A 21,447-nucleotide genomic window follows, 5' to 3' on the forward strand; every position below is an offset into this window, starting at 1 on the left:
CCATGCTGGGTGTCACCGATCTTCCGACCTATCTCGCGGGCCTCGCCCTGATCATTCTGCTGCCGGGGCCGAACTCGCTGTACGTGCTGTCCGTCGCCGCGCGCCGCGGCGTACGCACCGGCTATACCGCCGCCGCGGGCGTCTGGTGCGGTGACACCGTCCTGATGACGCTGTCAGCGGCCGGTGTGGCTTCCCTGCTGCAGGCCAACGCGCTGCTGTTCGGGATCGTGAAGTACGCCGGTGCCGGCTATCTGACCTGGCTCGCGATCGGGATGCTGCGGGCTGCCTGGGGGCTGTGGCGCGAACGGCGGCAGCCGGTGACCGAGACGGGCGCCGAGACCCAGGAAGGCGCCGCCGAGCGGCCGTTCCGCAGGGCCCTGGTGATCAGCCTGCTGAATCCGAAGGCCATCCTCTTCTTCATCGCCTTCTTCGTTCAGTTCGTCGACCCGGGCTACGCCTATCCCGCGCTGTCCTTCCTCGTGCTCGGCGCCCTCGCCCAGCTGGCGAGCGTCCTCTATCTGACCGCCCTGATATTCAGCGGCACCAGGCTGTCGGCCGCCTTCCGCCGCCGCAAGCGGCTCTCGGCGGGAGCCACTTCGGCGGCGGGCGCGCTGTTCCTCGGTTTCGCGGCGAAGCTGTCGCTCGCCAGTGGGTGAGTGCTGAGAGCCGGCCACCGCTGAGCGGTGCTCAGTGGTGCCAGGCCGCCCCTCCCACGTTGTGGATCATGCGCTGGAGGACCTTGAGGGTGCGGATGTACTCCTCCTCCGGGATGCCCGCGTGGATCTCCGCGCGCAGCTTCTGCTGGCGCACGGCGGCGCTTTCCCGGACGGCGCGGCCCTCGTCGGTGATGCGGATGCGGCCGTCGGCCTCCTCGGCCAGGAGACCGCGGTCGCGCAGGGCGTCGATGTCGTGGTCCAGCTTGCCGTCGCCGACGTCGAGGTAACCGCGCAGGATTCCCACGACTTCCGCACGCTCGCGGGCATCGCTCGTGAGCAGCTGGTTCAGGATCCACCACTGCGGCTGGGTGAGCCCGGCCTCGGCCAGCATGGTCCGGATGTGGTGGACGACGGCGTCGCCCGTGGCCGATGCCCAGTAGCCGATGGGCTGGTTGATGAGGTCTTCGTCGCTGTGGGAGTACGTGAAAGTGTCCATGCCCAGAAGGTAGAACCTCAAGTTTGATTGAGGTCAACTGTCCGTACTCTTGCCCCCATGGATGAAGGCGAGACGCTGGAGCGGCTGGTCCAGGAGCTGGTGGACGCCATCGGGGAAGCCGGGGCCGTCATGGACGAGGCCATGGACGTGGCCCGCGCGGTGTCGGCGGGCGGCTCTGCCGACACCGCGGCGGACACGGGCGCCACGGGGGACGTCACTTCCGGGTCATGAGCCCGTTGCGGATCAGCGGCGTGAGCCGCTCCTCCACGAAACGGTTCAGGAGCCACGCGAGCAGCAGCATCGCCGCGACGGTCAGAGCGAGCGTCGCGTACGAGGGGAGCCCGAGCCCCCGGTGCAGCGCGGCCACCGTCACCCAGCCCAGGTGCTCGTGCACCAGGTAGAACGGGTACGTCAGGGCGCCGGCCACCGTCAGCCACTTCCAGTCGACCCGGTGCAGGGCGCCGAGCGCGATGAGGAGGACGGCCGCGAAGCCCGCCGTCACGACCGCGATGATGCCGAAGGACGTGCGGTAGGAGAAGAAGTCCGGGTTCGGCGCGTGCCAGAGCCGGTCCACCGCGTAGTGCTGGCCGATCAGCCAGCTCACCGCCACGATGCCCCACGCCGTCAGGTCCTTGCGGTCCCGGTGGACGAGGTAGATGCCGATGCCGCCGATGAAGAAGGGCGCGTACTCGGGCATGAGGACGAGATCGAGCAGCGGCTCGTCCACACCCTCCGCGATGACCGCCGCCAGGGTCCACACGGCGCAGAACAGGATGACGCGGGCCCGGTTCGCGCCCGGCATGACGACGAAGAGCGCGAACAGCGCGTAGAAACGCAGCTCGGCCCAGAGCGTCCAGCAGACCCCGAGCACCCGGTCCACGCCCAGCGGTTGCTGCAGCATGGTCAGGTTCACCAGGGCGTCGCTCGGCGAGACCGCCTTGTACGTCACGACAGGCAGCGCGAAGACCGCCGTCACCAGGATGATCGCGGCCCAGTACGAGGGCAGCAGACGCGAGGCGCGTGAGGCGAAGAACGCGCGCAGCGGACGCCCCCAGCCGCTCATGCAGATCACGAAGCCGCTGATCACGAAGAAGATCTGCACGCCGAGGCAGCCGTACGCGAACCAGCCGTGCGCCGTGGGGAACTGAAGCTGCGGTGAGCTGCCCCAGGCCTCGCTGATCTCGCCGTCACGTCCGCCGTAGTGATAGGCGGCGACCATCAGGGCCGCGATGAGCCGCAGACCGTCCAGGGCCCTGAGGCGGGGGCGGGCGCGCCGGACGGCGGGGGTCGTGATCCTGAGCGCGAGAGCGTCCGCCCCCGGGGATTCCTTCGGGAGCGTGGTGGTGGGAGAGGTCATCCGAGTGCGGTCCGCTTGATGGAGCGCTGGACCGAGCGGGCGCGGCGCGCGACCCGGCGTACGGCCGCGTTGCGCGGGATGAACGAGAGCTGCGTGGGCAGCGCTCCGGGCAGGGCGAGGGCCGTGAGGCGGCGCCGCTTGAAGTAGCGCCACGTGTGCGGGGTCAGGTGCGTCGAGAGATACCGCTCGGCGGCCTGGCGGCGGCGCGGGTAGATCTGCGGCTGCATGGCGAAGCCCACGGCGACGAGCAGCTCGCCCAGGTCGGCGACCGGCATGCCGGGCTGCCGCCCGGTGACGGCACCCTTGTCGGCGAGGTCCGGGATCAGCGCGTCCACGATGGTGACCGGGACGCGGTTGCTGTTCTGGTAGGGCGCGAGCCGCTCCAGAAGGGTCTCCGTGCCGGTGCGGGCGACCGGCAGGCCGTACAGCGCGGAGGCGGTGAGCAGCGCGGTCGAGAAGCAGCCGATGACGAGCGCGGGACGCATCCGCTGGTACAGGACCTCGGCGAGGACCGGCGAGTCCAGGACGGTCAGCTCCACGCCGATCGCCTCCGCCTCCCTCTCAAGGATGCGCGACCAGCGGGCCGGGGCCGTCGGGTGCGGCTTGAACACCACGCGCGTGTGGCCGAGTTCGGCGGCGCCGCGCACCATGCGTACGTGCAGTTCCTCCTCTTCCTCGGCGGTCAGGATGCCGAGGGCGGAGAGGTACTGGCCCAGGAGCAGGGCGGGTTCGTGCAGGTCCGGCACCTCGTCCTCACCGACGGCGAGGCGGTCGAGCACCTTCACGAACGCCTCGGTCGGCACGATCTCCGGCTCGACGTCGAACTCGGTCAGGAGCAGCGGGGTCAGGCCCGGCACCAGGTCCAGGTGGAGGAGGCGGCGCACGCGCGTGCCGACCAGCGGGTCGATCTTGTTGCGGGTCGGGCCGTAGCTCATCAGGCCGTCCGCGTAGACGTCCACGGGCGCGCCCGTGAAGATCTGCGTCAGGGCCAGGGCCGGGTTGACCTGGATCGACTCGACGGCCAGCTCGATGTCGTCGTCACCGAGGTCCCACAGGAGCCGGATGTACCGCTCCCACATCGGGATGTCGTCGGCGCGGGGAGCCCAACCGCCCGGGTGGAAGGGGGAGATGGCCTCGTTCCAGGACCGTACGTCGTCGAACCGGTCCCGCAGGCGGTCGAATCCCGGCATCTCGTCCACGGCGGGGGTCGTCTCCGGCGTCGCCGCGTTGTTGCTGACCAGGAGGATCCGCCGGTCGGCGGGGCCGAAGCGGTCGGCGTCGATCGCGGCGGCCAGCGTGGCGGTGCCGTACAGCGTGGACGCGAGGAAGATCTGCGTCGTCGCCATTACGCGGCCACCTCCGCCGACACCGGGCGCCGGCGAAGGCGGCGCAGGCGGGTCGCCCGCTGTATGTCCATGGAGTCGAGGGCGTCGTCGAGAACGCCCTGCGGCATCCGCTTCAGGGCGGCCGCACTCAGTGACTTCAATTTCCGCGCCACTTGTGGCTCGAACCTTTCGATGGATCCCAGATGGTGGGAAATGATCGCGCAGTAAGTACGGACTGCCTTCGGCAGGAGTTTGTCCGCGTCCCGGTCCGCCGCTGTTTCACGGACCACCTGGTCGAATGCCCGAATGAAATCGAGCTGTCGTACGTCGCCGATCTGTGTCAGTGACGAGGCGACCCCGCGCCGGTAGAACACGCCGAGCAGACCCACCGCGGCGAAGGATTCCGCCTCGCGGTGCAGCCGCCAGATCCACGGCCGGTCCTCCGCGGTGCGCAGACCGTCCGTGAAGTGCAGCAGGCCCTGGTCGGCCAGGCGCCGGTGGTAGATGCCCGCCCAGGCGTACGCGTAGTCGACGGACGTCGACCGGTCGGCGGGCAGGATGACGTCCCGCGGCGGCATGACGACACCGCGTCTGCCGTGCGGGACACGGTGGACGGAGCGGGCCCGAGCGGTGCACTGCACATGGTCGGTACGCACGAAGTCGCAGCCCAACTGCTCGATGGCGGCGACTAGTCGTGCGTAATAACCAGGGGCGAGCCAGTCGTCACCGTCAAGGAAGGTGAGGTACTCGCCGCGCGCCGCGTCAAGGCCCGTGTTGCGGGCGGTCGCCAGACCGCCGTTCGTCTCATGTCGGAGATGGACGGCACCGGGCAGCTCGCGCGCGGCACGCTCCAGGATCTCTGGAGTCTCGTCCTTCGAACAGTCGTCGACGAGAATGAATTCGAAGTCTTCGCGTGCGTTCGCCCGCAGACTCCTCAAGGTGTCGGGCGCGTATTGCTGCACGTTGTAGAACGGCACGATGACGGAGAGCTTAACCACGTGGGTGACGTTAGGTGTCGGCCCGGCATTCGTCTTGGCCGAAGGTGAGATGCCAGGTGAACGACGCATGGCGGAATGGTTAACCCGCCTGCTGACCGGTGATTTCCCGGGCCGATTCGCCATTCGTCGGCGTGCTGTTAACCGTTTGTTGCACCTGAGTTGGGCCGCCAATCGGAATGCCTTCCTAGCGTCTTGGCTGTGCCAGCAAGCAACAGCGGGACGACACGGATCACCGTGCTCGCCGACTCCGACACCCGGTGGAAATGGGGTGCGCTCACCGCGAGCCGCCTCATCGCGAACCGCCCCACCGGCGAGGGAGCGGATTCGGGTGAGGCAGCGGACATGCGCCTCGACGGACGCCTCCTGAGAGGCCGGGCCACGCCCACCGTCCGTCAGCTCGAAGAGGTCGGGGTGCGCGCGGACTCCCTCCGCGAGGTCACCGCCGTCGAATTCCTGCGCGAGGTGGAGCGCGACGCGCCCGACGTGATCGTGCTCGCCCTCGTGGGCGGCGCGGTCCAGGCGGTGCTGCACGGGCTCGCCCGGGTGGCGGTGTCGGCGGGGTCCGGGAAGCGGCGCCCCGTGGTCGTCACCGGCTATGTCGGCGTCGTCTACGAGAAGCTCGCCGACGGTCTGCTCCTCCGCCACGGCGCGGACGTCGTCCTCGCCAACTCCCGGCAGGACGCGGAACGTTTCCGCGCCGTGTACGAGGGAGTTGGCGCCGACGCGTCGGGCGTCGTGGAGAGCGCTCTGCCGTTCCTCGGCGGCGCCGCGTATCTCGACGGGGGCCGGCAGCACGACCCGTACACGGTCGTCTTCGCCGCGCAGCCCTCTGTGCCGGACAGCCGCGCACACCGCACGTACCTGCTGCGCCGCATGGTCCAGCACGCACGGCTCCACCCGGACCGCGAGGTCCTGATCAAGCTGCGCAGCAAGCCCGGCGAACACACCACGCACATCGAGGAACTGCCCTACCAGAAGCTCGCCAAGGGCGAGGACCTGCCGCCCAACTGCCGTCTCGTGTACGGGAACATGGGCGAGGTCCTGGACCGCACCGACCTGCTCGTCACGGTCAGCTCCACCGCCGCGCTCGAATCCCTGCACCGCCGCATCCCCACCGCGGTCCTCACCGACCTCGGGGTGCGCGAGGCGCTCGGCAACCACCACTTCATCGGCTCCGGATGCCTGGCGTCCTGGGACGAGATCGACGCCGGGCACAGCCCCGAGGCTGCTCCGGATTGGGTCGCACGGCAGGGCGTCGCGCCCGACGGGACGTACGCCACGGCGTTCGACGCGGCACGTGAGCGTGTCGCTTCGCTGCTGGCCAGGCCCTCGCTGCCCGCGATCGCCCCGTACTACAGCCTCACCACCGCTCCCGGATACCTCCCCGGCATCCTGGCCCGCCACCACCTCGGCCCGGACGGCGCCCCACTGCCCGGCGCGCCCGCCGCGGACCGCGAGCCCGGCCCCGTGCGCCAGGCCGTCCGCAGCGCGGCACGCGGCGCCTACCGGCACGGGGTGCAGCGCGTGGCCCCCGTCATCCGGCGGATGGGCGAGCTGTGATCCCCCCGCAAGGCCTCCGTCCTGCTCAAGGCCCTCTCCCCGGCCCCCAAGGAGCCCCCATGTCCCACCCCCACCCAGCGGGAACCCCCGTACGCCGCGTCCTGGCCGTCATCCCGGCCCGCGGCGGCTCCAAGGGCGTGCCCGCCAAGAACCTCGCCCCGGTCGGCGGCGTGCCCCTGGTGGCGCGCGCCATCCGCGAGTGCCTGGCAGCGCGGCTCGTCACGGACGTCGTCGTCTCCACGGACGACCACGTGATCGCCGAGGCCGCGCGCTCGGCCGGCGCCGAGGTGGTCCTGCGGCCCGCGGCGATCGCGGGGGACACCGCGACCAGCGAGGCCGCGGTCCTGCACGCCATGGACGCCCACGAGGCGCTGCACGGCACCTCCGTGGACGTCGTCCTGCTCGTGCAGTGCACCAGCCCCTTCATCGTCCGTGAGGACGTCGACGGCGTGGTCGGCTCGATCGTCGACGGCGGCGCGGACACCGCGCTGACCGTGGCGCCCTTCCACGGCTTCGTCTGGCGGGATGCCGACGACGAGCCCAAGGCCCTGGACGCGCGCCGCACCGGCGAGGTGGGCGGCACCACGAAGGTGGCGAGCTCCACGGCCACCGACGGCGGCTACGGCATCAACCACGACAAGTCCTTCCGCCCGCGCCGCCAGGACCGCCCCCAGGACCTCCTGGAGACCGGCGCGGTCTACGCCATGGACGTGGCCGGCTTCCGCGAGCACAAGCACCGCTTCTTCGGGCGTACCGAACTGGTCCGCACGGACCCGGCCCGCGTCCTGGAGATCGACGACCCGCACGACCTGGCCCGCGCCAGGGCGCTCGCGCCGCTCTTCGACTCCGGCCGGGCCGACGCCCTTCCGACCCGCGACGACATCGACGCGGTCGTACTCGACTTCGACGGCACCCAGACGGACGACAGGGTGCTGATCGACTCCGAAGGACGGGAGTTCGTCTCCGTGCACCGCGGGGACGGCCTCGGCATCGCCGCCCTGCGTGACGCGGGCATCCCGCTGCTGATCCTGTCCACGGAACAGAACCCGGTCGTCGCCGCGCGGGCCCGGAAGCTGCGGCTTCCCGTCCTGCACGGCATCGACCGCAAGGACCTCGCACTCAAGCAGTGGTGCGAGGAGCAGGGCATCGCTCCCGAGCGCGTGCTCTACGTCGGCAACGACGTCAATGATCTCCCGTGCTTCGGCCTTGTCGGCTGGCCCGTGGCGGTCGCGAGCGCCCACGACGTCGTGCGCGGCGCCGCACGTGCGGTCACCGCTCTCCCCGGCGGTGACGGCGCGATCCGAGAGATCGCCGCATGGATTCTCGGCCCCTCCCTCAACAAGTAAGGAACGTTCCTGCCATGAGCTCTACGATCTCCAACTCCCGTCTGCGCAGCTTCGGTTCGAAGACGGCCGGACCCGGTCAGCCCGTCTACATCACCGGCGAGATCGGCATCAACCACAACGGCGAGCTTGACAACGCCCTCGCCCTGATCGACGTGGCCGCCGACGCCGGCTGCGACGCGGTCAAGTTCCAGAAGCGCACCCCGGAGATCTGCACCCCGCGCGACCAGTGGGACATCGAGCGCGACACCCCCTGGGGCCGGATGACGTACATCGACTACCGCCACCGCGTGGAGTTCGGCGAGTCCGAGTACCGCGCGATCAGCGACCACTGCGCCAAGCGCGGCATCGACTGGTTCGCATCGCCGTGGGACACCGAGGCCGTCGCCTTCCTGGAGAAGTTCGACCTCCCGGCCCACAAGGTCGCGTCCGCTTCTTTGACGGACGACGAGCTGCTGCGCGCCCTGCGCGCCACGGGCCGCACGGTCATCCTGTCCACGGGCATGTCGACCCCGAAGCAGATCCGCCACGCGGTCGAGGTCCTCGGCTCGGACAACATCCTGATGTGCCACGCCACGTCGACGTACCCGGCGCAGGCCGAGGAGCTCAACCTCCGCGTCATCAACACCCTCCAGGCCGAGTACCCCAACGTCCCGATCGGCTACTCCGGCCACGAGACGGGCCTGCAGACCACGCTCGCCGCGGTCGCCCTCGGCGCCACCTTCGTCGAGCGCCACATCACCCTCGACCGCGCCATGTGGGGCTCGGACCAGGCCGCCTCCGTCGAGCCGCAGGGCCTGACCCGCCTGGTCCGCGACATCCGCACCATCGAGGCCTCCCTCGGTGACGGCGTCAAGAAGGTCTACGAGTCGGAGCTCGGCCCGATGAAGAAGCTCCGCCGCGTCACGGGCGTCGTCGCCGAGGCCGACGCGGCCGAGGCGGCGGACCGCGAGCCGGTCGCGGTCTGAGCGCGAGACCACCCACCAGGACAGGACACGGTCATACGACGATGAGCCCCCGAACCGGGCCGACGGCCCCCACCGCTGCGGCGCCCACCACCCTGGCGTTCGTAGAGAGCCCTGTGCAGCTCCTGAACGTCCTTGAGTGGGCGCATTCGGCGGGGGCGCTCGGCCCGGCCGGCGGGGGGATCGGCCCGGCCCGCCCGGCCGGAGGGCTCACCGTCGTCGTCCTCTCCCCGAACGACCCCATGACCCGCGGCCAGCTGCGCCGCATGGCCCAGCTGGCCCGCGACGAGGGCCTGAACGTCCGCTGGGAGGAGGCGCGCGGCGGCGCGGCTGCTCCCTTCCAGACGATCGGCGGCCTGACGGGCGCGCTGCGGGCGGCGGACCGCATCGTGATCGGCGACCCGTTCTCGCGCTACGTGCAACTGCTCCTGACGATCACGCGGGCCCGCTCGCTGGTGGTCGTGGACGACGGCACGGCCACGATGGAGTTCATCTCCCAACTGGCGGCCGGCGAGCGCCTGGTGCGCTGGCACCGGCGCGGCGGCCGCCCCGGCATGCGGGACCTGGCCTTCGCCCCGGTCTCGTCCTCCGCCCGCCGCCGCCTGACGCCCGGCGGCAAGCGGACGGTGGAGGTCTTCTCGTCCATGCCGATCGAGTCGGCGCCGGACGGTGTCGTCGTCACGGCCAACACCTTCGCCTGGACGCGGGACCGCTTCGGTCCGCCGCGGGTGTCGAAGGGCGCGGACCTGGTGGGCACGTCGCTCGTGGAGACGGGCGTGGTGGACCCGGACCGCTACCTGGAAGCGGTCCGCACCCTGTCCGCGGCCCACGGCGCGACACGCTATTTCGCCCACCGCCGCGAAAGCTCCGAGAAGCTCCACCGCCTGGCGGTGGAAACGGGCCTCCAGGTGGTCCGCCCGGACCTGCCGTTGGAACTGATCGCACGACGGGGCCCGATCGGCCGAACGATCCTCAGCTTCCCCTCAACGGTGGTCCACACCCTCCCCCTGGCCCTGGCGGGCACGGAGGTCCGCGTCGCGGTCTGCGACATCGACCCGGCCTGGCTCACGGAAAACGCCTCACCGAGAGCCCAGGGCTTCTTGTCAGGCGTCACGGGAACGGCAAGGGACGTACACCGTCTGGCCTCGCTTGCCGCACCGACACAGGGGGTCGCGGCTACGGCGTGACGCCGGGGGAGCCTGCCTTGATCACCGCGATGAGTGCGGCGAGCTGGGGCCGGGCGGTGGTGAGGATCTCCTGCGGGGTGTCGCTCTCGCGGAGGTGGATGGTGGGGGTGGGGCCGGGGGCTATGTAGATGCAGGAGGATGCCTCGGAGCTGTACGAGGACTTCTGCCAGGCGGCGGTCGGTTCAACGGGCATGAGGGAGTGGTCCTTCAGGCTTGTCGGGCGGTGCGCTGGATGAGGTCGCGTGACTCTTCGGCGGTCAGGGCGAGCTTTTCGAGCCGGTCCAGAACAGTCGCGTAGCGGTCCAACTGCGCTGCCGCATCGATGAATTCGCTCCCGTGTTCAGTATCCATCTGCACGGTGTCGAGTTGGGCGACGGAGCCGCTCGCGTAATCGATGCCTTGCCCCGATCCCGGAAATGCGCCCCGCCCGAAGGGGATGACCAGGATGCTTACGTGGGCTAGGCCGCTCATCTCCACGAGGTGCGAGAGCTGTTCCGTGGCCACAGCCGAGCCTCCGACGCACATGCGGAGTGCGGCCTCATGTATGAGGGCGGTGTAGCGAAGCGGTGCGTCCCCGTACAGCACCGCTTGGCGCTTGATCCGGTACGAGACCCGGTGCTCGATCTCATGGGGGAGCAGGGGCGGTACCGCATCGCCGAAAAGCGCGCGAGCGTGCTGGGGTGTTTGCAACAGCCCGGGAATGTGCAGAGCCTGGGCCACGCGGAGTGCGGCGGCGTGGTGCTCCAACTCGGCGAGGTCGAGCAGGGCGTTCGGGAGCTGCCCCACGTACTCCTCCCACCAACCACGGGTGCGGCCGCCCGTCATCTCGGCGAGGGCGTTGATAAAAGCCTCGTCCGTGCAGGCATAGTTGCGGGCCATGGCGCGGACACGGTCGGCACCGACGGCGTACCGGCCGGCCTCGATATTGCTGATGCGTGACTGGTTGACGCCGAGCAGGGCCGCGGCCTGGACGGTGGAGAGCCCGGCGCGGTCACGCAGTTTTCGCAGCTCCGAGCCGAGCCGCTGCTGGCGCAGCGTGGGTGTCTTGCTGGACGGCATCAATCTCCCTTCACGGCGGAACGCGGGGCGACCGGGTCACTCACACGAGTGGCTATGGCCTCCCTTTCCATCTAGCGATGGAATATAGGCCATCGCTGGGCCTACCGTGAGGCGTGTTCGCTCCAACGGCCTTGCCCCGCAAGGCGGAAGCGCACCGCGCGTCCCGCAAGGGCGCGCGGCACTGCCACCGCCGAGGCGAGGCTTCCGAGGCCGATCGAGTCCGTCCACGCATACCGCGCACCGCGCACCGCGCACGGCGCACCGCGCACGGCGTACCGCACAACGCACGGAGGCACGCATGGTCACCGTCACGCTAGCTCCCCCCACACCCCATCCAGCCGCACCCGAGGACTGGTCGTACGCCCTCCACTTGCCGCACGACCCCCGAGCCCCCCGCATCGCACGACACACGCTGCGGGCGGTGTTGTCCGGATACGGCTTGGGTGAGCTGACGGACCCCGCTGAACTCCTCACCTCAGAGCTGGTGACGAACGCCTACCGGCACACGAGAGGCCCCGCTGCTCTACGCCTCCGGGGGCTGCCCGGAGGGCGCGAGGGGCGTGGCGTACGGGTCGGCGTATGGGATACGAACCCGCACGTCCCGCCCCTTTTCGACAGGCCGCCGACGGGCTTGCGGCCCATGTCCCCGGGAGCGGAGAGCGGCCGGGGGCTGCGCCTGGTGGCGGAGTGGGCCACGGCGTGGGGCGGATTCCCTCTGGGCGATGACTTGTCCGGCCAGCGGGGGAAGGTGCTGTGGGTCGAATGCCGCTACGCGGCACCACGGGGGCTGCGCTGCACCGGCGGGTGAATGGGCGCCGGGGCCATCCGGTGTCGCGAGGTTGGCGGTTGCGGGCCGGGAGTCAAGGGCGCTCCTGCGTCGCGTCGGCTGCGCCGATTCCGCTGCGCTCCACCCTTGACACCCGTCCCTCCACCGCGCGAGGGAAGACGACCGGACGGCCCAGGGGCGGGACTCTCGACCAGGGCCGGCACCTTCTTGGGGTGTGCGTGCCGAGTGCGGACCAGTTCGTCGCAGCGCACCCGGGGTGGGCGAAGTGCGCGGCCGCTCCGGGGATGGATGAGGGTCTCGTCAAGCGGGTGCGGATCGGTTCGTAGGGGGTGGACGCTACGTGGAATGGGGCCGAAGCGCGCTATGGATACGGCGGATTGCAGCGGATTGCAGGAAAGTCCCGCGAGGAGGGGGTTTGGGGGCGCGATGCGTGGGAGTTCTTTGCAAGCGGCCCCCCAGGCGCATGGGGAGGGCCTGAGGGGATGGGGCCGGTGATGGCTTCGGCGCCTGGGCCGGGACCTACTTTGGGAAAGTTGTGTTCTGGCAGTCAGGGGGCGCGCGGGATGGCTAACGCGCCTTCTGCGAATTAGGTGCCGCACCCCCCAGCGCGTGGCGGCCACCCCAGACGAACCAGTCCGCACGTCTGCGCCTGCTTGATGAGGCCCTCACTCGCCTCGGGAGCGGCCCGCGTGTCCCTATCCGTGTCGGTCACTCCCGACGATCCGGTCCGCAGCCGCTTGACGAGAGCTGGAGTCACCCCGGAGTGGCCGCGCACCCCGTCCGCCGCCGGGTGCCCTGCGACGGACTGGTCCGCACCCGGCACGCACGCCGCCCCCACCCACGGGAGTCCCCGAGAGTCCCGCCCCTGGGGCCGTCCGGTCGTCTTCCCTCGCGCGGTGGAGGGACGGGTGTCAAGGGTGGAGCGCAGCGGAATCGGCGTAGCCGACGCGACGCAGGAGCGCCCTTGACTCCCGGCCCGGAACCGCCAACCTCGGGACACCGGATGGCCCCGGTACCCATCGAAGCCCCCGGCCCACCGAAGTCACCCCTCGCCCCACACCGAGAAGCCCCAGATCCTACCCAGCTCAACTAGCGGCCATGCGCCACCCGGCCACTTTTTCTTACCCTATCGGGCTGAACTTTTGTTGATCGTGGGTCAGTTGGACCCTGCGCCGCCCTACCCTTCAGAGGGTGAACCAACTGATGTCGCAAGAGTCCGAGCGAGGGTCCGGGGCCGATCTGCCCGGGGAAGCAGCGGGGGACGCCCCCGGGGAAGCTTCCGGGGAAGCCGTACTCCCCGGTGCGCTCCCGCAAGACCTCCGCGCTGAACTCATCGACTTTCGCCGCGACTTGCACATGCACCCCGAGCTCGGAAACCAGGAGTTCCGCACCACCGCGGCGCTCAAGGCCCGGCTGGAGCGCGCGGGGCTCGAACCCCGCGTACTCGCCATCGGCACGGGACTCGTCTGTGACATCGGGGTGGGGGACGAGGAGCAGCGTGGCGGCGGCGTCCGCCCCATGCTCGCCCTGCGTGCCGACATCGACGCGCTGCCCATCCCCGACACCAAGCTCGGCGTCCCGTACCGCTCCACCGTGCCCGACCGCGCCCACGCCTGCGGTCATGACGTGCACACCACGGTGGTGCTCGGGGCGGGCCTCGTCCTCGCCGAGCTCGCGAAGCAAGGGCAACTGCCGCAGCCCGTGCGGCTGATCTTCCAGCCGGCGGAGGAAGTGCTGCCCGGCGGGGCGCCCGACGCCATCGAGTCGGGGGTGCTCGAAGGGGTGGGACGCATCATCGGCGTGCACTGTGATCCCCGCGTCGACGCCGGGAAGATCGGGCTGCGACATGGTGCCATCACCTCCGCGTGTGATCGGCTCGAAGTCTCGCTCGACGGGGCCGGGGGGCACACCGCGCGCCCCCACCTCACCACCGACCTCGTCACTGCCGCCGCCAAGGTCGTCACCGAGGTTCCCGCGCTCGTCGCCCGGCGCATCGACGCCCGTTCGGGGCTCGCGGTGACCTGGGGCCGCATCGAGTCCGGGCACGCCTGCAACGTCATCCCGCAGCACGCCGAACTCTCCGGCACCGTCCGCTGCCTGGACCTGGCCGCCTGGCGGAAGGCGCCCGACCTGGTGCACGGCGCGATCCAGGAGATCGCCGACCTGTACCGCGCCAAGTCCGAGGTCAATTACATCCGCGGTGTTCCGCCCGTGGTCAACGACCCGGACGTGACCGATCTGTTGAGCGAGGCCATGCGGCTTCGCCTCGGCCCGCACTCCGTCGAGGACACCGAACAGAGCCTGGGCGGCGAGGACTTCTCCTGGTACCTGGAGCATGTGCCGGGCGCCATGGCCCGCCTCGGCGTCCGTACGCCCGGCGAGCGCACCGTACGCGACCTCCACCAGGGCGACTTCGACGCGGACGAGTCGGCGATCACGGTGGGCGTCGAGCTGTTCACCGCCGCCGCGCTGCTCGACGGCGCGCGGTAGACAAGCCCGGCGGGCGAGCACTGCCCTCGGCCGGTTATGGCGGACCCGTTCATCCGGACGTAACCGGCCCTCGGCACGAATAGGTAACGGCAGTGCGAAACCCCGTTCCCCTCCCTTTCTACGCGCGTTACTGTGCGCCGAAATCAGGCCCTTCAAGGGTGCTTTGGGGAACGTAAGGGGTGCGTCCTATGCGTCTTCGTCGAGGATCTTGTGGAACCCGGGGAGCCCGGGTGTCCAGGCTCTCCCAAGTGGCCGTGACAGTGGCGTCCCTCGCCCTCGCGGCCTCAGCGTGCGGCAAGACCAGCAGCGAGGCGTCGGAGGAGGACGGAAAGGACGACAAGTCCGGCGGTTCGTCGAAGTACGTCGACAAGGGCATCGGCCTCGCGTACGACATCGGCGGTCAGGGCGACCAGTCCTTCAACGACGCCGCCTACGCCGGATACGCGAAGGCCCGCAAGGACTTCAAGATCGGCGGCGTGGACATGGAGCCGGGCGACGGCGAGTCCAGCGCCGACAAGGTGCAGCGGATCGAGCAGCTGGCGAAGCAGGGCTACAACCCGGTCGTCGGGGTGGGGTACATCTACGCGCCCGCGATCAAGGAGGTCGCCGCGAAGTTCCCGAAGACCACCTTCGGGATCATCGACGACAACACCGTCAAGGCCGACAACGTCGCCGACCTCGTCTTCCACGAGGAGCAGGGGTCGTATCTGGCGGGCGTCGCGGCGGCCAAGGCCACCAAGGCCGATCACGTCGGGTTCATCGGCGGCGTGGACATCCCGCTCATCCACAAGTTCGAGGCCGGCTTCGTGCAGGGCGTGAAGGACACGAACCCCAAGGTCAAGATCGAGAAGCAGTACCTGACCGAGAAGCCCGAGGACGGCGGCTTCAGCAGCCCCGACAAGGGCGAGAACGCGGCCAGCGGTCAGATCGAGTCGGGCGCGGACGTGCTCTACCACGCGGCGGGGCTCTCCGGGCAGGGCGTGATCCAGGAGGCCGGCTCGCAGAAGGTGTGGGCGATCGGCGTCGACTCCGACCAGTACAAGCAGAAGGCCCTGGCCAAGTACAAGGACTACATCCTCGGCTCCGCCCTCAAGGACGTCGGCGGGGCGGTGTACGACCTGACGAAGTCGGTCGTCGAGGGCAAGCCCATCACGGGCGAGCAGCGCTACGACCTGAAGTCGGGTCGCGTCGGGTTCGCCGACAGCAACCCGAAGTACACGGCGATGAAGGACGTGGTCGCCGCCGTGGAGAAGGCCGAGAAGGACATCGTCGACGGAAAGGTCACGGTCAAGACCACTCCGTAGCCGGTCCGTCGTCATCCGGCGGTGACAGGTGGGGCGCCCCTTGCGTGAGTCCTTGCGTGAGGGGCGCCCCACAGCGCGTACATGCTCCCGCAACCTCGCGGCCACAGCTCGATAACGGACGGGACAGAAGGGTTCTTATGTCAGGTCTACGCGCGTTACGCTGCGGCGAAATCAGCGCCAGGTGAGGCGCTCGTACGTGCTTGTGCTTGCTTGTACATAAGGAGTTCCTCTCTATGCGCCGGGTTTCCCGAATCGCCGCAGCGGGTGTAGCCACCGCCGCACTCGCCGTCTCCGCCACCGCTTGCGGCGGCACGTCCAGCGACGCCGCAGGCTCCAAGAGCGACGGCAAGAGCAAGGGCGTAGCCATCGCGTACGACGTCGGCGGCAAGGGCGACCAGTCCTTCAACGACGCCGCGACCGCCGGCATGGACAAGGCCGCCAAGGACCTGAAGATCGGCAAGAAGGCCGTCGAGCCGAACGACGGCGAGTCCGACGCCGACAAGGCCCAGCGCCTCACCCAGCTGGCCAAGCAGGGCTACAACCCGGTGATCGGTGTCGGCTACGCCTACGCCCCCGCGGTCAAGGAAGTCTCCGCCAAGTACCCGAAGGTCACCTTCGGCATCGTCGACGACGAGACGGTCAAGGCCGACAACGTCGCCGACCTGGTCTTCAGCGAGCAGGAGGCCTCGTACCTCGCGGGCGTCACCGCCGCCAAGACGACCAAGAGCAAGACCGTCGGCTTCGTCGGCGGCGTGGACGTCCCGCTGATCCACAAGTTCGAGGCGGGCTTCACGCAGGGCGTCAAGGACACGAACCCCAAGGTCAAGGTCGTCAAGCAGTACCTGACGGAGAAGGCCGAGGACGGCGGCTTCACCAGCCCCGACAAGGGCAAGACCGCCGCCCAGGGCCAGATCGAGGACGGCGCCGACGTGGTCTACCACGCCGCCGGTCTCTCCGGTCAGGGCGTCATCGAGGCCGCCGCCGCCAAGAAGGTCTGGGCGATCGGCGTCGACTCCGACCAGTACAAGCAGGACGCGCTCGCCAAGTACAAGAAGTACATCCTGACCTCCGCGACGAAGGACGTCGCCGGGTCGGTCTACAACCTGGCGAAGTCCGTCGCCGACGACAACGCCGAGGGTGGCGTCGTCCGCGCCGACCTCAAGTCCGGTGGCGTCGCGCTCGCCGACTCGAACCCCGAGTTCAAGAAGAACGCCGGCCTCCAGGCTGCGCTGAAGAAGGCCGAAGAGGACATCATCAGCGGCAAGATCAAGGTCAAGGCCACGCCGTAACGGCTGACGTCACCATGGCGTGACGACAGCGCGGCGACCGCCTCGACATCGGTCGCCACAGCCGTAACACCAGCGTGATGGTCGCGGAACGGGGTGTGGGGGACGATGGTTTCCCCCGCGCCCCGTTCGCGCGGCCCACTGCCCAACTCCCGTCGAACCAGGGGCGCTACGCGCGTAGGTGGCCCCTTTCCTGAGGATTCCCGAGGAGAGTGCGCCATCGACGCGTCCACCAGTCCCGACAAGGGCCAGACCACCGCCCAGGCCGTTGCCGTTGAACTCACCGGCATCACCAAGCGCTTCCCGGGCGTGGTGGCCAACCACGACATCCGCCTGATCGTCCGCAAGGGCACCGTGCACGCCCTCGTCGGCGAGAACGGCGCGGGCAAGTCGACCCTGATGAAGATCCTCTACGGCATGCAGAAGCCGGACGAGGGCACCATCTCCGTCGACGGCACCCAGGTGACCTTCTCCAGCCCCGCCGACGCCATCGCGCGCGGCATCGGCATGGTCCACCAGCACTTCATGCTCGCGGACCAGCTCACGGTCCTGGAGAACATCGTTCTGGGCAGCGAGAAGCTGCACGGCATCGGCGGCGCGGCCCGCCGCAAGATCGCCGAGATATCCGAGCGGTACGGCCTCGGAGTGCGCCCCGACGCCATGGTCGAGGACCTCGGCGTCGCCGACCGCCAGCGCGTGGAGATCCTCAAGGTCCTCTACCGCGGCGCCACCACGCTGATCCTGGACGAGCCGACCGCGGTCCTCGTGCCGCAGGAGGTCGACGCGCTCTTCGACAACCTGCGCGAGCTGAAGTCCGAGGGCCTGTCCGTCATCTTCATCTCCCACAAGCTGGGCGAAGTCCTCTCCGTCGCCGACGACATCACCGTCATCCGGCGCGGCACGACGGTCGGCACGGCGATCCCCTCCGAGACGACCCCGCGCCAGCTCGCCGAGCTGATGGTCGGCAGCGAACTGCCCACCCCGGAGACGGCCGAGTCGACGGTCACCGACCGCGCGATGATCGAGGTCAAGGAGCTCAAGCTGCTCGCCGACGGCGAGTCCGGCCGCGCTCTCCTGGACGACATCTCCTTCACCATCCACGAGGGTGAGGTCCTCGGCCTCGCGGGCGTGGAGGGCAACGGCCAGACCGAGCTGATCGACGCGCTGATCGGCCTCAAGCACGCCGACTCCGGCGTCATCCGCATGGCAGGCAAGGACATCACCGACCTCGCCACGCGCCACCGCCGCGAGCAGGGCGTCGGCTACATCCCCGAGGACCGCCACCGACACGGCCTCCTCCTGGAGTCGCCGCTCTGGGAGAACCGCATCCTCGGGCACGTCACCGAGAAGCCCAACTCCCGCGGCAAGGGCGGCTTCTGGCTCGACCCCAAGGGCGCGCAGGCCGACACCCGGCGCATCGTCGAGCAGTACGACGTCCGTACGCCCGGCATCGACGTCACGGCCGCGTCCCTCTCCGGCGGCAACCAGCAGAAGCTGATCGTCGGCCGCGAGATGAGCCACAACCCCCGCTTCCTGATCGCCGCCCACCCCACCCGCGGTGTGGACGTCGGCGCGCAGGCCCAGATCTGGGACCAGATCCGCGAGGCACGGCGTGAGGGACTCGCCGTACTCCTGATCTCCGCCGACCTGGACGAGCTGATCGGCCTCTCCGACACCCTCCGCGTGATCTACCGCGGACGGCTCGTCGCCGACGCCGACCCGGCCACCGTCACGCCGGAGGAGCTCGGCTCGGCCATGACCGGCGCGGCCTCCGGTCACCTCGAACACGTAGAAGAAGAGCCCGAAGAGGGCTCTGGCGACGCTTCGGAGGACGAGGCCCGATGAAGAAGTTCGACAAGGAGCGCGTGCTCCTCGCGGTGGCCGGACCGGTCATCGCGCTCGTCGTGGCCGTGGCACTGACCTCGGTCGTGCTGCTCGCCTCGGGCAAGAACCCGATCGAGCCGTACACGCTGATGCTGGAGCAGATCAGCTACTCCGACGTCCAGGTCCTGACCATCAACCAGGCCGGGATGTACTACCTGGCGGCGCTCGCGGTGGCCGTCGGCTTCCGCATGAACCTGTTCAACATCGGTGTGGACGGGCAGTACCGCCTCGCCGCGATGACCACCGCCGTGGTCGGCGCGCACGTCGCGCTCCCCGCCCCGCTCCAGATCCCGCTCCTGATGCTGGTCGCCATGCTCACCGGCGCCTTCTGGGCGGGCATCGCGGGCATCCTGAAGACCACCCGCGGGGTCAGCGAGGTCGTCGCGACGATCATGCTCAACGCCATCGCGACGAGCGTCATCGGCTACATGACCCTCACCGAGAACTTCGGTGTCCCGGTCGGCAACAACCAGACCACCGGCGAGATGCACGAGTCCGGCTGGTTCCCCGGCATCAGCATGGGTGAGTCCGGCGAGATCTACGGCTTCGTGATCATCGCAGCGCTCGCGGGCATCCTGTACTGGGTCGTCCTCAACCGCACCCGCTTCGGCTTCGACCTGCGCGCCACCGGCGCCTCCACGTCGGCCGCCGCGGCCTCCGGCGTGAACGCCAAGCGCATGGTGCTCAGCGCGATGCTGATCTCCGGCGCGGTCGCGGGCCTCGCCGGCATGCCGATCCTGCTCGGCGACACCCACACCTACAGCCTCAGCTTCCCCGCGGGCCTCGGCTTCACCGGCATCGGCATCGCGCTGCTCGGCCGCAACAGCCCGGTGGGCATCGCCTTCGCCTCGCTGCTCTGGGCCTTCCTCGACAAGGCGTCGCCCGCCCTCGACTACGCGACCCCGGTCGCGTACGACAAGGAGATCGCGGTGATCATGCAGGGCCTCATCGTGATCGCGGTCGTCGTCTCCTACGAGGCCGTACGCCGTTGGGGCCTCAAGCGTCAGCAGCGCCGCGTCGGCGAGGAACTGGCCGCCGCAGCCCGCAAGAACGGCAAGAACGGCAACAACGACACCGTGAAGGAGGTGGCTGCCCGATGAGCTCGGCAACCGTAGCCAAGCCCCCGGCCAAGCAGCCCGCGCCGGGCCGCCGCCGCATATCGCTCCCCGTCCTCCTTCTCGTGATCGCGGGCGTCCTCGTCCTGACGTCCGTGGTCCGGCTGATCACCGACGCGAACGGCATCACCTCCACCGGCCAGATGTCGACCGCGCTGCGGCTCGCCGTGCCGATCGGCCTCGCGGGCCTCGGCGGTCTGTGGGCCGAGCGCGCGGGCGTGGTCAACATCGGCCTGGAGGGCATGCTCATCCTCGGCACCTGGTTCGGCGCGTTCGCCGGTTACCAGTGGGGCCCGTGGGTCGGCATCCTGTTCGGCATCCTCGGCGGCGCGCTCGGCGGTCTGCTGCACGCGATCGTCACGGTCACCTTCAACGTCAACCACATCGTCTCCGGTGTGGCCATCAACATCCTCGCCCTGGGCGTCACGCGCTATCTCTCCACCTTCGCCTTCGAGGGCAAGGAGGGCGGCACGTCGAAGCAGTCGCCGCCGGTGGACTCGCTCGGGGAGTTCTCCGTGCCGGGTCTCTCCGACTGGCTGCAGGACCTGAACGAGAAGCACTGGTTCCTCGTCTCGGACATCGCGGGCCTGCTCGGCGGCCTGTTCACGAACCTGTCGCCGCTCACCGTCATCGCCATCGCGATGGTGCCGCTGAGCTGGTGGGTCCTGTGGCGTACGTCGTTCGGTCTGCGCCTGCGCTCCTGCGGCGAGAACCCGGTGGCCGCCGAGTCCCTCGGCGTCAACGTCTACAAGTACAAGTACCTGGCAGTGATCATCTCGGGCGGCCTCGCGGGCCTGGGCGGCGCGTTCCTTTCGCTCGTCGCCTCGAACATCTACCTGGAGGGCCAGACCGGCGGCCGCGGCTACATCGGCCTCGCCGCCATGATCTTCGGCAACTGGATGCCCGGCGGACTCGCGCTCGGTGCCGGCCTGTTCGGTTACACCGACAGCCTGAAGCTCCGGGGCGGCGGCACCAACGTGCACGCACTGCTCCTGCTGCTCGCGATCCTGCTGGTCATCGGCGCGGCGTACCTCGTATGGCGCAAGCGTTACATCCCCGCGGCGATCACCGCGGCCGTCTCGGCGCTGATGTTCGCGTGGTACGGCTTGACCGACGAGGTTCCCAACCAGGTCGTCACCGCGACGCCGTACGTCGTCACGCTGCTCGTGCTCTCGCTCTCCGCCCAGCGGCTGCGCATGCCGAAGGCGGACGGCCAGCCCTACCGAAAGGGACAAGGAACGTGACCGAGACCGACTGGGACGCGCTGCGGGATGCTGCGCGCGAGGCCATGTCCCGTGCGTACGCGCCCTACTCAGGCTTCCCGGTCGGTGCCGCGGCCCTCGTGGACGACGGCCGCACGGTGTCGGGCTGCAACGTGGAGAACGCGTCGTACGGCCTCGGCCTGTGCGCCGAGTGCGGCCTGGTCTCGCAGCTCCAGCTCACCGGGGGCGGCCGTCTGACGCACTTCACCTGCGTCGACGCCAAGGGCGAGATCCTGATGCCGTGCGGCCGCTGCCGCCAGCTGCTCTACGAGTTCGGCGGCCCGACGCTCCTCCTGGAGACGGCCGCGGGCATCCGGACGCTGGAGGACATGCTGCCGGACGCGTTCGGCCCGCAGCACCTCAACTGACGTAC

20 protein-coding genes are annotated in these 21,447 nt (G+C 69.8%); 14 read left to right on the forward strand and 6 right to left on the reverse strand.

Annotation, left to right across the window (positions count from 1 at the left end; translation table 11 throughout):
* The first annotated feature begins 2 nt into the window (after positions 1 to 2).
* On the forward strand, positions 3 to 656 hold the full coding sequence (leuE, locus tag AB0I66_RS18110; protein ID WP_363208851.1) for a leucine efflux protein LeuE: 654 nt from the start codon (positions 3 to 5) through the stop codon (positions 654 to 656).
* A 31-nt stretch (positions 657 to 687) separates the two neighbouring features.
* On the opposite strand, the gene AB0I66_RS18115 is transcribed toward leuE, so the two are convergent.
* The gene (locus AB0I66_RS18115) at positions 688 to 1,152 is read right to left on the reverse strand and encodes a MarR family winged helix-turn-helix transcriptional regulator (RefSeq protein ID WP_363208852.1); all 465 of its coding nucleotides are present in this window, start codon (positions 1,150 to 1,152) and stop codon (positions 688 to 690) included.
* 57 nt (positions 1,153 to 1,209) lie between these two features.
* Here AB0I66_RS18115 and AB0I66_RS18120 point away from each other — a divergent pair, with 57 nt between their 5' ends.
* Positions 1,210 to 1,383 (forward strand): hypothetical protein, encoded by a 174-nt coding sequence (locus tag AB0I66_RS18120; RefSeq protein WP_363208853.1) that lies wholly within the window; start codon positions 1,210 to 1,212, stop codon positions 1,381 to 1,383.
* On the opposite strand, the gene AB0I66_RS18125 is transcribed toward AB0I66_RS18120, so the two are convergent.
* Genes AB0I66_RS18125 through AB0I66_RS18135 form a run of 3 tightly spaced genes read right to left on the reverse strand, consistent with a single transcriptional unit; the run spans position 1,367 to position 4,832 of the window.
* On the reverse strand, positions 1,367 to 2,509 hold the full coding sequence (locus AB0I66_RS18125) for an acyltransferase (protein ID WP_363208854.1): 1,143 nt from the start codon (positions 2,507 to 2,509) through the stop codon (positions 1,367 to 1,369). The two genes, AB0I66_RS18120 and AB0I66_RS18125, sit on opposite strands and share 17 nt — an antisense overlap.
* Complete coding sequence (locus AB0I66_RS18130; protein ID WP_363208855.1) at positions 2,506 to 3,855, reverse strand: alpha-2,8-polysialyltransferase family protein; 1,350 nt, start codon at positions 3,853 to 3,855, stop codon at positions 2,506 to 2,508. Before AB0I66_RS18130 ends, AB0I66_RS18125 begins: the two co-directional genes overlap by 4 nt.
* Positions 3,855 to 4,832 (reverse strand): glycosyltransferase family 2 protein, encoded by a 978-nt coding sequence (locus AB0I66_RS18135; protein ID WP_363208856.1) that lies wholly within the window; start codon positions 4,830 to 4,832, stop codon positions 3,855 to 3,857. The genes AB0I66_RS18130 and AB0I66_RS18135 overlap by 1 nt, the downstream gene beginning before the upstream one ends.
* 198 nt (positions 4,833 to 5,030) lie before the next feature.
* Between AB0I66_RS18135 and AB0I66_RS18140 the strand changes: the two genes are divergently transcribed.
* The 4 genes from AB0I66_RS18140 to AB0I66_RS18155 are packed head-to-tail and all read left to right on the forward strand — an operon-like array spanning position 5,031 to position 9,887.
* Positions 5,031 to 6,392 (forward strand): DUF6716 putative glycosyltransferase, encoded by a 1,362-nt coding sequence (locus AB0I66_RS18140; RefSeq protein ID WP_363208857.1) that lies wholly within the window; start codon positions 5,031 to 5,033, stop codon positions 6,390 to 6,392.
* Positions 6,393 to 6,451: 59 nt separating this feature from the next.
* Complete coding sequence (locus AB0I66_RS18145) at positions 6,452 to 7,738, forward strand: acylneuraminate cytidylyltransferase (protein WP_363208858.1); 1,287 nt, start codon at positions 6,452 to 6,454, stop codon at positions 7,736 to 7,738.
* 14 nt (positions 7,739 to 7,752) lie between these two features.
* Positions 7,753 to 8,703: an N-acetylneuraminate synthase family protein gene (locus tag AB0I66_RS18150; RefSeq protein WP_363208859.1), complete on the forward strand. Its 951-nt coding sequence runs from the start codon at positions 7,753 to 7,755 to the stop codon at positions 8,701 to 8,703.
* Between the two features lie 41 nt (positions 8,704 to 8,744).
* On the forward strand, positions 8,745 to 9,887 hold the full coding sequence (locus tag AB0I66_RS18155) for a hypothetical protein (protein ID WP_363208860.1): 1,143 nt from the start codon (positions 8,745 to 8,747) through the stop codon (positions 9,885 to 9,887).
* Here AB0I66_RS18155 and AB0I66_RS18160 read toward each other — a convergent pair.
* Together AB0I66_RS18160 and AB0I66_RS18165 are read right to left on the reverse strand one after the other, a co-directional pair.
* Positions 9,877 to 10,080, reverse strand: coding sequence for a DUF397 domain-containing protein (locus tag AB0I66_RS18160; protein WP_363208861.1), 204 nt, complete (start codon positions 10,078 to 10,080; stop codon positions 9,877 to 9,879). The two genes, AB0I66_RS18155 and AB0I66_RS18160, sit on opposite strands and share 11 nt — an antisense overlap.
* A 14-nt stretch (positions 10,081 to 10,094) precedes the next feature.
* Positions 10,095 to 10,946 carry a helix-turn-helix transcriptional regulator gene (locus tag AB0I66_RS18165; protein ID WP_363208862.1) on the reverse strand — a complete coding sequence of 284 codons (852 nt, stop codon included), beginning with the start codon at positions 10,944 to 10,946 and terminating at the stop codon, positions 10,095 to 10,097.
* A gap of 298 nt (positions 10,947 to 11,244) precedes the next feature.
* Between AB0I66_RS18165 and AB0I66_RS18170 the strand changes: the two genes are divergently transcribed.
* From AB0I66_RS18170 to AB0I66_RS18205, 8 genes are all read left to right on the forward strand, one after another.
* Positions 11,245 to 11,754, forward strand: a complete 510-nt coding sequence (locus AB0I66_RS18170) for an ATP-binding protein (RefSeq protein WP_363208863.1) — start codon at positions 11,245 to 11,247, stop codon at positions 11,752 to 11,754.
* 1,182 nt (positions 11,755 to 12,936) lie between these two features.
* Positions 12,937 to 14,223, forward strand: a complete 1,287-nt coding sequence (locus tag AB0I66_RS18175; RefSeq protein ID WP_363208864.1) for a M20 family metallopeptidase — start codon at positions 12,937 to 12,939, stop codon at positions 14,221 to 14,223.
* A 188-nt stretch (positions 14,224 to 14,411) separates the two neighbouring features.
* Complete coding sequence (locus tag AB0I66_RS18180; RefSeq protein WP_363208865.1) at positions 14,412 to 15,527, forward strand: BMP family ABC transporter substrate-binding protein; 1,116 nt, start codon at positions 14,412 to 14,414, stop codon at positions 15,525 to 15,527.
* Positions 15,528 to 15,760: 233 nt separating this feature from the next.
* Positions 15,761 to 16,816, forward strand: a complete 1,056-nt coding sequence (locus tag AB0I66_RS18185; protein WP_363208866.1) for a BMP family ABC transporter substrate-binding protein — start codon at positions 15,761 to 15,763, stop codon at positions 16,814 to 16,816.
* Between the two features lie 216 nt (positions 16,817 to 17,032).
* Positions 17,033 to 18,658 (forward strand): ABC transporter ATP-binding protein, encoded by a 1,626-nt coding sequence (locus AB0I66_RS18190; protein WP_363209382.1) that lies wholly within the window; start codon positions 17,033 to 17,035, stop codon positions 18,656 to 18,658.
* Positions 18,655 to 19,797: an ABC transporter permease gene (locus AB0I66_RS18195; RefSeq protein ID WP_363208867.1), complete on the forward strand. Its 1,143-nt coding sequence runs from the start codon at positions 18,655 to 18,657 to the stop codon at positions 19,795 to 19,797. Before AB0I66_RS18190 ends, AB0I66_RS18195 begins: the two co-directional genes overlap by 4 nt.
* Positions 19,794 to 21,056: an ABC transporter permease gene (locus AB0I66_RS18200; protein WP_363208868.1), complete on the forward strand. Its 1,263-nt coding sequence runs from the start codon at positions 19,794 to 19,796 to the stop codon at positions 21,054 to 21,056. The genes AB0I66_RS18195 and AB0I66_RS18200 overlap by 4 nt, the downstream gene beginning before the upstream one ends.
* Complete coding sequence (locus AB0I66_RS18205) at positions 21,053 to 21,442, forward strand: cytidine deaminase (RefSeq protein ID WP_363208869.1); 390 nt, start codon at positions 21,053 to 21,055, stop codon at positions 21,440 to 21,442. Before AB0I66_RS18200 ends, AB0I66_RS18205 begins: the two co-directional genes overlap by 4 nt.
* Positions 21,443 to 21,447 lie beyond the last annotated feature (5 nt).

Origin of the sequence: Streptomyces sp. NPDC050439, assembly GCF_040655335.1 — a bacterium.
In the GTDB taxonomy this organism is placed as follows: Bacteria; Actinomycetota; Actinomycetes; order Streptomycetales; family Streptomycetaceae; genus Streptomyces.

What these genes read in the sequence shown, in the direction of transcription:
- leuE (WP_363208851.1), top strand. Translation starts at nt 3, where the DNA reads ATGCTGGGTGTCACCGATCTTCCGACCTATCTCGCGGGCCTCGCCCTG.
- AB0I66_RS18115 (WP_363208852.1), bottom strand. Translation starts at nt 1,152, where the DNA reads ATGGACACTTTCACGTACTCCCACAGCGACGAAGACCTCATCAACCAG.
- AB0I66_RS18120 (WP_363208853.1), top strand. Translation starts at nt 1,210, where the DNA reads ATGGATGAAGGCGAGACGCTGGAGCGGCTGGTCCAGGAGCTGGTGGAC.
- AB0I66_RS18125 (WP_363208854.1), bottom strand. Translation starts at nt 2,509, where the DNA reads ATGACCTCTCCCACCACCACGCTCCCGAAGGAATCCCCGGGGGCGGAC.
- AB0I66_RS18130 (WP_363208855.1), bottom strand. Translation starts at nt 3,855, where the DNA reads ATGGCGACGACGCAGATCTTCCTCGCGTCCACGCTGTACGGCACCGCC.
- AB0I66_RS18145 (WP_363208858.1), top strand. Translation starts at nt 6,452, where the DNA reads ATGTCCCACCCCCACCCAGCGGGAACCCCCGTACGCCGCGTCCTGGCC.
- AB0I66_RS18150 (WP_363208859.1), top strand. Translation starts at nt 7,753, where the DNA reads ATGAGCTCTACGATCTCCAACTCCCGTCTGCGCAGCTTCGGTTCGAAG.
- AB0I66_RS18155 (WP_363208860.1), top strand. Translation starts at nt 8,745, where the DNA reads ATGAGCCCCCGAACCGGGCCGACGGCCCCCACCGCTGCGGCGCCCACC.
- AB0I66_RS18160 (WP_363208861.1), bottom strand. Translation starts at nt 10,080, where the DNA reads ATGCCCGTTGAACCGACCGCCGCCTGGCAGAAGTCCTCGTACAGCTCC.
- AB0I66_RS18165 (WP_363208862.1), bottom strand. Translation starts at nt 10,946, where the DNA reads ATGCCGTCCAGCAAGACACCCACGCTGCGCCAGCAGCGGCTCGGCTCG.
- AB0I66_RS18170 (WP_363208863.1), top strand. Translation starts at nt 11,245, where the DNA reads ATGGTCACCGTCACGCTAGCTCCCCCCACACCCCATCCAGCCGCACCC.
- AB0I66_RS18175 (WP_363208864.1), top strand. Translation starts at nt 12,937, where the DNA reads ATGTCGCAAGAGTCCGAGCGAGGGTCCGGGGCCGATCTGCCCGGGGAA.
- AB0I66_RS18180 (WP_363208865.1), top strand. Translation starts at nt 14,412, where the DNA reads ATGCGTCTTCGTCGAGGATCTTGTGGAACCCGGGGAGCCCGGGTGTCC.
- AB0I66_RS18185 (WP_363208866.1), top strand. Translation starts at nt 15,761, where the DNA reads ATGCGCCGGGTTTCCCGAATCGCCGCAGCGGGTGTAGCCACCGCCGCA.
- AB0I66_RS18195 (WP_363208867.1), top strand. Translation starts at nt 18,655, where the DNA reads ATGAAGAAGTTCGACAAGGAGCGCGTGCTCCTCGCGGTGGCCGGACCG.
- AB0I66_RS18200 (WP_363208868.1), top strand. Translation starts at nt 19,794, where the DNA reads ATGAGCTCGGCAACCGTAGCCAAGCCCCCGGCCAAGCAGCCCGCGCCG.